This is a genomic window from Helicobacter pylori (assembly GCF_030323545.1).
Taxonomy (GTDB): domain Bacteria; phylum Campylobacterota; class Campylobacteria; order Campylobacterales; family Helicobacteraceae; genus Helicobacter; species Helicobacter pylori_CO.
Map to the genome: position 1 here is coordinate 883,526 of NZ_CP122954.1, position 14,628 is coordinate 898,153.

Consider the following 14,628-nt stretch of genomic DNA (forward strand, 5'->3'; position numbering starts at 1 on the left):
TTTGTGGGATACAAAAAAACGCTAGCAATCATAGATTTTAAACTCTAGCTTGCGCTAGAGCCAAAATTTTAGTATAATGGCGTTGTGAGGACCATTAAAACTATGATTACCAATAGTAATTTCATAGTTGGTTATCTCCTTTCGGGGTAACCACCCACTATCACCCCAAACCCTAACATGCTCCAAATTTTCACAACAAAAGAGATAACTTAAAATGACTATTTGCGTTAGCGTGATTATAGTTTAAAAAACTTAGAAATGCCCAAAAGCGTTTTTAAAACCCCCAAAAATTTAAGGCTAATCCCCCTATGAAATCCCGTTTTTTTTTTTTTTGTAAAAAGCGCTCTGGTTGTTGTAACTTTATTTCCTTGATAAGGGGGTTTTAAGGGGATTTTTAAGGTTAGTTTAATTTTCATTATGTGAAAATACTATCAATTACATCTAACAATTTGTATGGTAATACCATATCATAAGCCCTGATGTAACTTAAATCCCAAATTTAAACTCAATCAAGGAGCATCCCATTGATAAGGAAAATCATGATAAAGAAAAATAGAACGCTGTTTCTTAGTCTAGCCCTTTGTGCTAGTATAAGTTATGCCGAAGATGATGGAGGGTTTTTCACCGTCGGTTATCAGCTCGGGCAAGTCATGCAAGATGTCCAAAACCCAGGCGGCGCTAAAAGCGACGAACTCGCCAGAGAGCTTAACGCTGATGTAACGAACAACATTTTAAACAACAACACCGGAGGCAATGTCGCAGGGGCGTTGAGTAACGCTTTCTCCCAATACCTTTATTCGCTTTTAGGGGCGTATCCAGAGAAACTCAATAGTAACGATGTGTCTGCGAACGCTCTTTTAGGGGGTGCGGTAGGCAGTGGGACTTGTGCGGCTGCAGGGACGGCTGGTGGCAACTCTCTTACCACCCAAAGTGCTTGCACCGCTGCGGGCTATTACTGGCTCCCTAGCTTGACTGACAGGATTTTAAGCACGATCGGCAGTCAGACTAACTACGGCACGAACACCAATTTCCCCAACATGCAACAACAGCTCACCTACTTGAATGCAGCGAATGTGTTTTTTAATGCGATGAATAAGGCTTTAGAGACTAAGAATGGAAGTGGTAGTAATGCTAGTGGTGCGACTGGTCAAAATGGTCAAACTTACTCCCAACAAGCTATCCAATACCTTCAAGGCCAACAAACTATTCTCAATAACGCAGCCAACTTGCTCAAGCAAGATGAATTGCTCCTAGAAGCTTTCAACTCTGCCGTAGCCGCCAACATTGGGAATAAGGAATTCAATTCAGCCGCTTTTACAGGTTTGGTGCAAGGCATTATTGATCAATCTCAATTGGTTTATAACGAGCTCACTAAAAACACCATTAGCGGGAGCGCGGTTAATAGCGCTGGGATAAATAGCAACCAAGCTAATGCTGTGCAAGGGCGCGCCAATCAGCTCCCTAACGCTCTTTATAACGCGCAAGTAACTTTGGATAAAATCACTGCGCTCAACAATCAGGTGAAAAGCATGCCTTACTTGCCCCAATTCAGAGCCGGGAACAGCCGTTCAACGAACATTTTAAACGGGTTTTACACCAAAGTGGGCTATAAGCAGTTCTTCGGGAAGAAAAGGAATATCGGTTTGCGCTATTATGGTTTCTTTTCTTATAACGGAGCGAGCGTGGGCTTTAGATCCACTCAAAATAATGTAGGGTTATACACTTATGGGGTGGGGACTGATGTGTTGTATAATATCTTTAGCCGCTCCTATCAAAACCGCTCTGTGGATATGGGCTTTTTTAGCGGTATCCAATTAGCCGGTGAGACCTTCCAATCCACGCTCAGAGATGATCCCAATGTGAAATTGCATGGCAAAATCAATAACACGCACTTCCAGTTCCTCTTTGACTTCGGTATGCGAATGAACTTCGGTAAGTTGGACGGGAAATCCAACCGCCACAACCAGCACACGGTGGAATTTGGCGTAGTGGTGCCTACGATTTATAACACTTATTACAAATCCGCAGGGACTACCGTGAAGTATTTCCGTCCTTATAGCGTTTATTGGTCTTATGGGTATTCATTCTAAGAAAGGGGGGAAGAGACAAACATGAAACAAAATTTAAAGCCATTCAAAATGATTAAGGAAAATTTAATGACACAATCTCAAAAAGTAAGATTCTTAGCCCCTTTAAGCCTAGCGTTAAGCTTGAGCTTCAATCCAGTGGGCGCTGAAGAAGATGGGGGCTTTATGACCTTTGGGTATGAATTAGGTCAGGTGGTCCAACAAGTGAAAAACCCGGGTAAAATCAAAGCCGAAGAATTAGCCGGCTTGTTAAACTCTAACACGACAAACAACACCAATATCAATATTGCAGGCACAGGAGGCAATGTCGCTGGGACTTTGGGCAACCTCTTTATGAACCAATTAGGCAATTTGATTGATTTGTATCCCACTTTGAACACTACCCATATCACACAATGTGGTGCTACTAATAGTGGTAGTAGTGGTAGTGCGACCACTGCTGCCACTGCTACTAGCAGTGGCCCTTGTTTCAAAGGCAACCTGAGTCTTTATAAAGAAATGGTTAGCTCTATCAAAACTTTGAATCAAAACATCAACAAGAATATCTTTCAAGGCAACAACAACACCACGAGCGCTAATCTCTCCAACCAGCTCAGTGAGCTTAACACCGCTAGCGTTTATTTGACTTACATGAACTCGTTCTTAAACGCCAATAACCAAGCGGGTGGGATTTTTCAAAACAACACCAATCAAGCTCATGGGAATGGTGTTACCGCTCAACAAATCGCTTATATCCTAAAGCAAGCTTCAGTCACTATGGGGCCAAGCGGTGATAGCGGGGCTGCCGCAGCGTTTTTGGACGCCGCTTTAGTGCAGCATGTTTTCAACTCCGCTAACGCTGGGAATGATTTGAGCGCTAAGGAATTCACTAGCTTGGTGCAAAATATTGTCAATACTTCTCAAAACGCTTTAACGCTAGCCAACAACGCTAACATCAGCAATTCAACAGGCTATCAAGTGAGCTATGGCGGGAATATTGATCAAGCGCGCTCCACCCAACTATTAAACAACACCACAAACACTTTGGCTAAAGTTGCCGCTTTGAATAACGAGCTTAAAGCTAACCCATGGCTTGGGAATTTCGCTGCCGGTAACAGCTCTCAAGTGAATGCGTTTAACGGGTTTATCACTAAAATCGGTTATAAGCAATTCTTTGGAGAAAACAAGAATGTGGGCTTACGCTACTACGGCTTCTTCAGCTATAATGGTGCTGGCGTGGGTAATGGCCCTACTTACAATCAAGTCAATTTGCTCACTTATGGGGTGGGGACTGATGTGCTTTACAATGTGTTTAGCCGCTCTTTTGGCAGCCGAAGTCTTAATGCGGGCTTCTTTGGGGGGATCCAACTCGCAGGGGATACTTACATCAGCACGCTAAGAAATAGCCCTCAGCTTGCGAGCAGACCTACAGCGACAAAATTCCAATTCTTGTTTGATGTGGGGTTACGCATGAACTTTGGTATCTTGAAAAAAGACTTGAAAAGCCATAACCAGCATTCTATAGAAATCGGTGTGCAAATCCCTACGATTTATAACACTTATTATAAAGCTGGCGGTGCTGAAGTGAAATACTTCCGCCCTTATAGCGTGTATTGGGTCTATGGCTACGCTTTCTAAAAAAGCTCAAGGCCTTTTATAGGCTTTGAACAAACCCCTTTAACCCCCATTTTAAAAACAAACCCAAAATATCCTTATCCAATAGTTAAATAATTGGGATTAACCCCCCAAGAACACTTGATTAAAAGCTAGTATTCACAAAAAGCTTAACGCTCAAGGCTTATTGAGATTTTAAAAAACGCTTTATTAAAAACTTTTAAAAAGCTTTAGCGCTTCAAAATTTTTATACTTAGAAAAACAACCCAAAATATTTATCAAATGTTGTCAAATATTGAGATGATCCCCCAAGAACGGCTTTAATGCTAAAGGTGATCAAACGCTAAAGATATTTAGAATTTCTGTGGTTTAAAACTTTGTTTTGTGGTTCTAAATTTTATGGTAAAACTCGTTTTTTAAGGGGATAGGAAGTATTTTGAAACCCCCCCAAAACTAAATCCCCCTAACCCAAGAAAACCGCTTTTAAAACCCCCAAGCAGAAATCCTAAACATCTTTAGTGTTTGGGGTGAATGCCGCTAATTTGTTATAATACCCCCATACATTTGCATCTAGTGCAAGGAAGCGTGCAAAGTTACGCCGGAGATATGATGCGCGAAAGCTGTAGAGGGAATGCGTTGGAGATCAAACTCTGTAAAATCCATTAGGGACACAAAGCGAGAACCAAACTCTCCCCCAACATCAGGAAGCCCAATCGTATTTAGCGTTTGGGCACTTCACAAAACTAGCTTTGCGCAAAATCTTTTATACTCAGATTTTAAAAAATGCCTTGGAGTGTTTTTATAACTTGCTGCGGTTTGATTGGGAATCAAAACTTCAGCGTGAGATTGGTCATCATGTAACTTCTGTCTTGGTAATTAGCGCTAAAATCGCCATCCGGGTTATTGAATTTGGGCGCTCCAAAATACCCTGCTTGATACCCTTTATTGATCCTAGCCCCATAATAAGTGATCCTAAAGTTAAGAAGAACCGATTCAGTGAACGCGTAGCTCGCATTGAATTGCAAGGAGTATTCATTAGCCCTTCCCACTTGCCCTAACGCATTTTTATTCGCATGAGAGACACGCCCAAAAACATGCCATGCAAAACGCTTATGGATCCCTCCAACAGAAGTGTAAAAAGTGAAAGTGTTAGCGTTAGTGATCGCATCAGCCAGCCCATCATAAGCCGTATTATCCCAAAAATCATAGCCGATCATTCCGGCATGCCTGGTCGTTACTGAGATTTCATTAGCGATATAGGAAGTGTTATTACCCCTTGGCATCGTGTGAGAGCCTAAAAAAGCGTCTGAATTGCCAAAGGTGTTATAAAAGCCAATGGACCAGTTGAAATTATCCCACCAAAAAACCTGGCGGATATTTAAAGTAACGCCATTTCTCCCTAATAACGAGCCATGGGGCGTGCTGTCTTCCAAACTATAAGTGTTTGTCTCTGGGTTATACCACCCCCTATAATATAAAGGAAAGGTCGTCATGATCATGCTTTGAGAACGAAAGCCGACATTTTCAAAATTCCTATTCGTGTCATAAACTAGCTTAAAACCAGGAGCGTTATAAGTCTTAGGCGCAAAATAATAAAAAAATTGAGCGTCTAAACCTTTATAAGAATAAGTCGTGGTGATCCCATGCCAGCCATAATTGATGAAATCGTTGCTGTTATTAGGATTGCCTCCCTTTTTCAAATAAGGCACTGTCGCAAAAAACTCATAAATCCAAGAGTTGAACGCTAAACCTCTCCCAAAAGAACTCCACCACCAAAACCTTAACCTTTGCGTTTCAGTCTTATAGGGCTGATAATACACTTCCCACCCTTGATTCGAACCGCTCATAAAATCAATATTCGCTTCATAACGCCCCGCCTTAAACCCAAAAACATCTTTGTAATCGTATTTTAAAAAAGCGGTATCCACCACATAAGGCCTTGCATGATAGCTCGCTGATTGAGAAGTCCCCGCATAAGCAGGGCCAAGATACTTATTGAAAAAGTATCCATGATAGCCCCCAATGAAATTCTCTACAATTGAGCCAAAAATCTTCCCGTTAGCTTGGTTAATATCATACTTAGTCTTATCATAAGGAATGGCTGCAATCGCCCCACCCAAAGAAACAGAGAGCCTATGGTTTTCGGTGCCTTTAGGGAGTAAATTGACTTTGACTTGCGCTAAAGTTACAATATCTATAAAACTTTCAGTAGGATAAATCCCTTTTTTAGTATTGATTTGAGAATTGTTAAAACCAATCTTAGAAAAGTTCTCCACACGACCACTAAACCGATAATCAAAAGCTTCTACAGGACATAATAAAAACGATAAAAGCGATAAAGAAGAAGTCAAAAAATACTTTTCTTGCCTCATTAAACTCTCCCTAATTTTAATTGTATGATCTTTTTTGTTGAGATTATAATTATAATCAAAAAAAAAAATGGCATGAAGTTAAAATATTAATTAAAATCCACAACCCTATTTTACAAAAAATAACCATTCATTGTCAATTGGTTTAAAATTAAAGGATTAAAATCATATATTTGTTACTTCTAAAGAATGTTTTATTGTTGATTAGATCCGCTACCCATATTAAAACTTATAAGAAATTTCAAATCTAGCGTTAAAGCCAGGCTCTGCCATGCCCCTTGCGTATTTGTCTTGATTGGGTTCATCAGGGCTCATCACCGGGCTTGCTTGATCAATATATTGTTGGTTGAAAACATTGTTAAACACAGTGTTCAGGCTCAACCCTTCAAGTTTTTTATAAGTGGGCTTGTAAGTGATAAAAAAACTGCTCACCCCATAGCCGGGTTTATGCACATAAAAAATCCCGGGCGTTTTAGGGCAATTGCTAGGCCGTCTGTCAATATCCGTAGGGCCGTTACGATAAGGGCTATAAGAGCAATAATTTAGATCGGTAACAAAGCGTGAAAGCCAAGTGATGCTAAGACCGGTGCGTGGGATTGTATAACTTGCCGTTAAAATAAACACATTGCCTGTCGTGGCAGCCAATTCATACACATCAGCGATCAAACGCCCCTTTAAAGAAGGCCATGATCGCGCCACGCTCAAGCCCAAAGAAAAGCCCTTGTATTTAGCCGTCCCTGAAACTTCATAACCAGGCACATAAATAATATCTTGTGCGGGCAAGTTGGTTACAAAAAGCGTTGAAGAAAATTGGTTGATGTAATTAGAAATCAATTGGACAAAACCGGCGGCTCTGAAATCAAAATACTGACTGCTGTATTCGGTGTTAAATTCCACATTTTGCCCAATTTCTGGCTTTAAATTGCGGTTATAGCGCAAATTATCTTGACGCATCCACACCAAACCTCCAGGCATAGGGCCTCTGGTTACATACGCGTAAGAAAGCCTGAAATTCAAATTTTCTAAAGGCGAGACATTTAAAGCCGCGCTAGGGCTAAACCCTTGGGTTATGTGCAATTGCCAGTCTTTATCCACTAAAGTATAGACATCATAACGAGTCCCTGCCCCTAAAGTTACCATAGGGTGCAAGGTGTAATTCGCTTGCGCATACACCCCAACCACATTCGCAGTAGCGCCATTTCGTTGGCAGCGCCCATTCATGTTGGGATCATTGGGACCCATAACCCTTAAGCATGCATCAGGGGCATCGCCGGGTTTGACTAATTCGCTATTAGGGATCGCTTTATCAAAAGTGGTTAAGTTTTGGTAATTCAACCCGTATTCCAAAAGATTGTCATTCTTATGGTCTATGGTGTGGATCACATTCGCATTGAACCCGGAATTGATGATGAATAAATTTTTATTAGCCACCACAGAACCCCCTCCAAGGCTTTTAAAAGTGATGGAGCAAGTTTGTTTAACAGCGTTATAAATACCCCCTTGCGTCACGCATTCATTCTCTTCGCCACGTTTTGGGTTTGGGGTGAAAGGAACACTAGCCGCTATATCGTTAGGCTTAAAAAGCGGATCAATTTGGACATTCCTAATACTTGTATAACCATTGATTTTTAATTTAGGATCACCAAAACGACTCCCCCCTTCTCTTTCATAATTCAAACTCACGTTATGCACTAAATTGACGCTATAAGTTTTAAACAAACTAGCGTCATTTTCAAACAAGCAATCGCTAGGGTTTTTCTCGTTAGGGAAAGCGTTAAAATCACCGCAAGAATAGGGTAAAAAAGTGCCTGTAAAATTCGCTCTTAAAGGGCGATTAGCGTTATCTCTGGTCATGTTATAACTGAGCGTTAAGGTATCCCTTTCGCTCAAATAACCATTGATCTTAGCCATCACATTATTTTGCTCGCTAGGACTTCCTGTAACTTTATTATCCGCTTTAGGTCTAAAGAGATCCTTTGTAGCATTATCCCCATCACGATAATAAAAAATATTTTGATGCGTGTAATATAAAAGAATATCAAAATGATGGTTACGATAAGCGCCCATCACGGTTTCTCGATCCCCAAAGTTGGTTAAAAAAGTGGCAGCCCCACTTATGGCGTAGTCTTTACCTTTAGGGATAAAATCGCTCGCGCTTCTAGTCTCCATTTTAATCGCACCAATCAAAGCCATAGGCCCCGCGCTCGCTTGAGCCGCTCCCTTAGTAACCACCACGCTTTTGAGCATTCCAGGGTCAATAATCGTATTGCCTTGATGCCCATAGCTTGCGCCCATTTGCGCCGCGCCATCCACCGTAACCCTAGCCAATCTGTCTTCAATACCGCGCACATAAATTTTTTGCGCTATAACCGTGCCACCGCCCACATTGATATTAGGGTTTCTTCTAAACATGTCGCTGATCTGGTTGGCTTGCCTTCTTTCTAATTCCTTACTTGAAATGGTTGTCTGGTTGTTGTAATTAAAGATTTTAGCCGCTTGAGTGGTAACTTTGCCTAGAGTGTGTTGGGCGTTCTTTTTTTTATCTTTTTTTCTTTCTGTCTTTCTTTCTTCTTTTTCTTCTTCTTTAGCCTCCAATTCAAACATGCCTAATAAGGACAAAAAAATAGAAAAACTCCAATACTTCCTAAAACGCTTGTCATTCATTCTTAAAATCCTAAATATTATAATTATTGTTTTTGAAAAAACAAAATTGTTATTATAACTAAAAAAGTATTATTTTTAGAGAAAGATTTTTCTCGGTTACTTTATTTTATGATATAAAAACTCATTTCCTTAAGGGGATAGGGGGGCATTTTGCGATAATGTCCCCCTTAACCCCCTTAAGAAACCCCCTAACCCAAGAAGACCGCTTTTTTCAAGAGATTATCGCTTGATTAAAATCAAGCTCTTTTATTTATCTTTTTTATCTTACTCTCACTTTTTTATCTTTATAGAGTTTGAATATTTTAGAACTAGCGCTTTCAAACAAACCCCTTTCATCGCTCACAATGACATCAGCGAGATTGGAAGCGATTTCTTTATCATAAGCGCATTGGGTGAGGTTGGCTGAGGTACTATAGAGCGTTTTAAAACGCTTTAAAAAATCCCCATGCCTGCCCCTAATTACACGAACGGCCTTAGAGTTAGGGTAAATAAAAGTGGTTTTAGCGCTTCTTCTGATGAGGTTTTTAAAAGCGTTGGGTGCGCGCACCAGGCTTTTTAGGGTGCTAAAATCAGCGCTTTCTATTAAAACGCTTTGGTTTTTAGGGCGATTTTTTAAGGCGTTGAGCTTTTCGCTGTCTTTAGAAAGCAGCCCTATAGTGGTATCGCTTTGAACGAGATACACTAACGCCATCAAATTACTTCAAATAATCTTGTAAGGCTAACAACTCGTCTTTTTGAGAGCTTTCTTCTAACGCTAAAAGTAAGACTTCTATCGCGCTTAAAGTCGTGAAATAACTCACATGGTTTTTAAGCACAGAAGCGCGGATGAGTTTGGCGTCATCTTGAGATTTGTGATCACTGGTGTTGATAGCCATGCTGATTTCCCCATTCATCATTAAATCCATGATATTAGGGCGGCCCTCAGAAATTTTAAGCACCTTTAAAGACTTCACCCCAGCTTTTTCCAAAGCTTTATGCGTGCCTTCTGTGGCGCACAATTCAAAACCCAATTCAACCAATCGCTTCATTAAAACGCATGCTTCTTCTTTATCCTTATCTTTAATAGAGACAAAAATAAGCCCCTTGTTTTTAATGGGGTTAAAGCAAGCCGTTTGTGCCTTGAAAAATGCAAGCCCTAAAGATTTAGCAATCCCCATCACTTCGCCGGTGCTTTTCATCTCAGGCCCTAAAATCAAATCCGATCCATAAAGTTTATTAAAAGGGAAAACCGCTTCTTTTAAAGCCACAAAATGGGGCATTTTAGGCTTATAAACGCCTTTAGAATATTCTACGATATTTTTTTTATCATAAAACTTCAAGGCTTCTTTCAAATCTTCTAACACCATAACCCTAGTCGCTACTTTGGCTAAAGGAACGCCTAAAGCCTTACTCAAAAAAGGCACGGTTCTGCTGGCTCTGGGATTGACCTCAATCAAATACAGCGAATTTTCATAAACAGCAAATTGGATATTCAATAGCCCCACTACGCCTAAATGCAGAGCGATTTTCGCGCTCACTCGCTCAATTTCATCTAAAATTTCAGCCCTTAAAGTGGAAGGGATAAAGCACGCCGAATCGCCTGAATGGATTCCGGCTTCTTCAATATGCTGTAAAATGCCGGCAATATAGACCTCTTTTTTATCGCAAATGGCATCAACATCTAATTCCACCGCTTTTTCTAAAAACTTATCAATGAGGAGCGGATTTTTAGGGCTAATCTCTAAAGCATGCGTAACGCTTTCTAAATAATGGTGCAGTTCTTCAATATTTTCTAAAATTTGCATGTGTTGGCCGCCTAGCACATAACTAGGGCGCACAATGATAGGGAAACCAATCACATTAGCAATGCTATAAGCTTCATCAACGCTTTTAGCCATGCCGTTTTCAGGCTGCTTAATGTCAAGCTCTTTTAAAAAGAGGGAAAATTTTTCTCTATCTTCAGCAATATCAATCACCTTAAAAGGCGTGCCAATAATGGGGGCTTGCATCTTCGCTAAATCTTTAGCGAGTTTTAAAGGGGTTTGTCCCCCAAAATGCACGATAATGCCATCCACTCGCTCCCTTTGAATGATGCTCTTCACGCACTCAAAATGAATGGGTTCAAAATAGAGCGTATCGCTGGTATCATAATCCGTGCTTACAGTTTCTGGATTGCAATTGAGCATGACGCTTTTAATGTTTAAATCTTTCAAAGCAAAGCTCGCATGCACGCAACAATAATCAAATTCAATGCCTTGACCGATGCGGTTAGGCCCAGAGCCTATGATTAGGATTTTCTTTTCTTGTTTTTCTTGTTTGTTTTCAATGGGGGGCAAAGGGTTGGGGGCATAGGTGGAATACAAATAAGGCGTGAGCGATAAAAACTCAGCCGCGCAAGTGTCCACTTCTTCAAAATGGGGCGCGATTTGTAAATGCATTCTGGCTAATTCCACTTCAAAAGGACTCACCTCTAAATTGTCATTTTCTTTGATTTTAGCGGCAATCCTAGCATCGCTAAAGCCTAAACTTTTAAGCCCTCTTAATTTTTTGGCGCCCGTTAAAACGCTAGAATTGATGCCTTCTTCTGCCTTGATTAGCTTTTGGATTTGAGATAAAAACCACCTGTCAATCTGGCATAATTCAAACACTTCATCAACACAAACACCAAGCCTGAACGCATCAGCGATATAGAGCAAGCGCTTGAAATTCGGCCGGCGGATTTCCTTTTTTATCATCTCTAAATCTTTGCTTAACGATTCAAACCCTAGCCAATTGTTTTCCAAAGAGCATAACGCTTTTTGTAAGGCTTCTAAGAAATTCCCCCCTATCGCCATCACTTCGCCAATGCTTTTCATAGAAGTCCCTAAAGTGCTAGAAACACCGGCAAATTTTTCAAACGCAAAGCGAGGGATTTTCACCACGATATAATCCAAACTAGGCTCAAAACTCGCCGGAGTGTTGGTAATATCGTTTTTAATTTCATCTAAGCTAAAACCCACCGCAAGCATGGTAGCGACTTTTGCAATGGGAAACCCGGTCGCTTTTGAAGCTAGTGCTGAGCTGCGACTCACTCGTGGGTTCATTTCAATCACAACCATTCTTAAAGTCTCTGGGTGGATCGCAAATTGCACATTACTCCCGCCCGTATCCACGCCAATTTCTCTCAAAATCGCAAAGCTCGCATCACGCATGCGTTGGTATTCTTTATCGGTTAAGGTGAGGCTTGGAGCGATGGTGATGCTATCACCGGTATGAACGCCCATGGGATCAATATTTTCAATACAGCACACAATGATGCAATTATCCTTGCTGTCTCGTATGACCTCCATTTCGTATTCTTTCCACCCCAATAAGGACTCTTCAATCAAAATTTCATTAATGGGCGAAGCGTCTAGGGCGTTTTTAGCCAATTCTTGAAACTCTTCAATATTATAAGCAACCCCACTCCCTCCCCCAGCCAGCGTGAAACTCGCTCTGATAATGGCTGGAAAGCCAATTTCATTAATGGCTTCTAGGGCTTCTAACTCGCTATAAGCGTAACGCCCTTTAGGCAAATCCATCCCGATTTTTAACATCGCTTCTTTGAAAGCCTGCCTGTCTTCGCCTTTTTTAATCGCTTCAATCTTAGCCCCTAAAAGCTCCACGCCTTCTAACATGCCCTTTTGGTGCATTTGCATGACTGCATTCAAAGCGGTTTGCCCGCCCATTGTTGGTAAAATAGCGTCAATCTTTTCCTTTTTGATGATAGCGGCGATATTTTCTGGGGTGATGGGTTGGATATAAGTTTGATGAGAAAATTCAGGATCAGTCATCACGGTGGCCGGGTTAGAATTGATTAAGATCACTCTATAACCTAAAGATTTTAAGGTTTTACAACTTTGAGTCCCTGAGTAGTCAAATTCGCAAGCTTGTCCGATCACAATAGGGCCTGATCCTATCAGTAGAATGTTGGAAATATCGGTGCGTTTAGGCATAACCAATCCTTAAAGAAAGAATATCAACGAAGCGTTATCAATATTTTAAAGTATTTTTTATTAGGTTTTTGCGTGGCGTCCCCTCCTATGTTTTCAAACTATTTGTCTCTGTCTGAAAAAATACCAATGATTTGCAAGATGGAAATGAAGACATTCAAAAAGTCTAAATACAAGCTCACCGCCGCATCAATGGGGCTATCATACATGCCTTTAACGATGTTTTGGGTGTCATAAGCGATGTAAAGACTGAATAAAATCGCACTCGCTCCCGCAATGACAACCTGGAACATGGGGCTACCCAAAAACAAGTTAATGAGCGAACACACCACCACCACAATCAAAGCGATAAAGAGCATTTTACCCATATTCGCTAAGTCGTTTTTCGTTTTAAGGGCATACACGCTCATCAAACCAAAAACAATAGTTGTCATGCCTAAAGCTTGCCAAATCGCTCCTAAACCAGCTTTTGCAATCACCATACCTAACAAAGGCACCAAAGTAACCCCTGATAATGAAGTGAAGGCAAACAGCATGAATAGATTCAATCCGGGTTTGGATTTAGAAAACATCAAACCAAAAAGCACCGCAATTTCAGCGATAAAAAACACCCATTTATACTGCACTACGGCTTGAAAGTTCATCAAACCTAATAACGCCCCGATAGTCGCTAGTAACAAACTGCCTGCAAAGAACTTGTAAGTCGTTTTAACAAAACCCACCAGCTCGCTTTCATGCGATAAAGAATTTTCTGCATACGCATTATGAGAATTAGCTCTGTCATACAATGCCATGTTTTACTCCTTGAATTTCAACTCAATCAATAATTTAATTAACCCTATAGCTAGGTTCAATATAATAGCGCAAAATGTAGTAAAATACCAAACAAAACCCCCTAAAATTGAAATTGAAGTCTGAAAATAGGATAATAGTTACGATGAAAATTTTTATCAATGGATTTGGCCGCATTGGGAGATGCGTTTTAAGAGCGATTTTAGAGCGTAGCGATACAAACCCCAACTTAGAAGTGATAGGCATCAATGACCCTGCTAATTGGGAAATTCTCGCTTATCTTTTAGAGCATGACAGCGTGCATGGTCTGCTCAATAAAGAGGCACATTATTCTAATCATAAGCTTATTATCGGCTCGTTAGAAATCCCTGTTTTTAATAGCATCAAAGACTTGAAAGGCGTGGATGTTATCATAGAGTGTTCAGGGAAGTTTTTAGAGCCTAAAACGCTGGAAAATTATCTTTTGCTTGGGGCTAAAAAGGTTCTGTTATCCGCTCCCTTTATGGGCGAATACGATGAAAAACAATACCCTACTTTAGTGTATGGGGTCAATCATTCTCTCTATCAAAACCAAGCCATTGTTTCTAACGCCTCTTGCACGACCAACGCTATCGCGCCCATTTGCGCTATTTTAGATAAAGCTTTTAATATTAAAGAGGGCATGCTAACGACTATTCATAGCTATACGAGCGATCAAAAACTCATTGATTTAGCCCACCCTTTGGATAAACGGCGCTCAAGAGCGGCCGCAAGTAACATTATCCCTACCACCACTAAAGCCGCTCTGGCCTTGCATAAAGTTTTACCCAATCTCAAAAACAAAATGCATGGGCATAGCGTGAGGGTGCCTAGCCTTGATGTGTCCATGATAGATTTGAGTTTGTTTTTAGAAAAAAAGACTCTCAAAGAGCCAATCAATGATTTATTGGTTGAAGCTTCCAAAGGGGGTTTAAAAGGCGTGTTAGAGATAGATTTAAAAGAAAGGGTGAGTTCTGATTTCATTTCTAACCCTAGTAGCGTCATAATCGCGCCTGATTTGACTTTCACGCTAGAGAATATGGTCAAAATCATGGGGTGGTATGATAACGAATGGGGGTATTCTCATCGTTTGGTGGATATGGCGCAATTTGTGTATCATTATTAAGTCATTTTGCGAATCTTTTTGAGTTTGTT

8 protein-coding genes are annotated in these 14,628 nt (G+C 40.7%); 3 read left to right on the plus strand and 5 right to left on the minus strand.

Features of this window, described 5'->3' with window-relative positions; translation table 11 throughout:
• The first annotated feature begins 539 nt into the window (after positions 1-539).
• Positions 540-2,090, plus strand: coding sequence for a Hop family adhesin AlpA (gene alpA, locus QAP06_RS04185; protein WP_286464943.1), 1,551 nt, complete (start codon positions 540-542; stop codon positions 2,088-2,090).
• Positions 2,091-2,111: 21 nt separating this feature from the next.
• Positions 2,112-3,704, plus strand: coding sequence for a Hop family adhesin AlpB (gene alpB / locus QAP06_RS04190; RefSeq protein WP_286464945.1), 1,593 nt, complete (start codon positions 2,112-2,114; stop codon positions 3,702-3,704).
• 803 nt (positions 3,705-4,507) lie between these two features.
• On the opposite strand, the gene hofG is transcribed toward alpB, so the two are convergent.
• The 5 genes from hofG to QAP06_RS04215 all read right to left on the minus strand — a co-directional run bounded on the left by hofG (position 4,508) and on the right by QAP06_RS04215 (position 13,457).
• Complete coding sequence (gene hofG / locus QAP06_RS04195; protein WP_286464947.1) at positions 4,508-6,052, minus strand: outer membrane beta-barrel protein HofG; 1,545 nt, start codon at positions 6,050-6,052, stop codon at positions 4,508-4,510.
• 219 nt (positions 6,053-6,271) lie between these two features.
• Positions 6,272-8,713, minus strand: coding sequence for a TonB-dependent receptor domain-containing protein (locus QAP06_RS04200; protein ID WP_286464949.1), 2,442 nt, complete (start codon positions 8,711-8,713; stop codon positions 6,272-6,274).
• Positions 8,714-8,972: 259 nt separating this feature from the next.
• Positions 8,973-9,404 carry an L-threonylcarbamoyladenylate synthase gene (locus QAP06_RS04205; protein ID WP_120848804.1) on the minus strand — a complete coding sequence of 144 codons (432 nt, stop codon included), beginning with the start codon at positions 9,402-9,404 and terminating at the stop codon, positions 8,973-8,975.
• A 4-nt stretch (positions 9,405-9,408) separates the two neighbouring features.
• Positions 9,409-12,666, minus strand: coding sequence for a carbamoyl-phosphate synthase large subunit (gene carB, locus QAP06_RS04210; protein ID WP_286464954.1), 3,258 nt, complete (start codon positions 12,664-12,666; stop codon positions 9,409-9,411).
• Between the two features lie 98 nt (positions 12,667-12,764).
• On the minus strand, positions 12,765-13,457 hold the full coding sequence (locus QAP06_RS04215; RefSeq protein WP_286464955.1) for a Bax inhibitor-1/YccA family protein: 693 nt from the start codon (positions 13,455-13,457) through the stop codon (positions 12,765-12,767).
• 143 nt (positions 13,458-13,600) lie between these two features.
• Between QAP06_RS04215 and gap the strand changes: the two genes are divergently transcribed.
• Positions 13,601-14,599, plus strand: coding sequence for a type I glyceraldehyde-3-phosphate dehydrogenase (gene gap / locus QAP06_RS04220; RefSeq protein ID WP_286464957.1), 999 nt, complete (start codon positions 13,601-13,603; stop codon positions 14,597-14,599).
• Positions 14,600-14,628 lie beyond the last annotated feature (29 nt).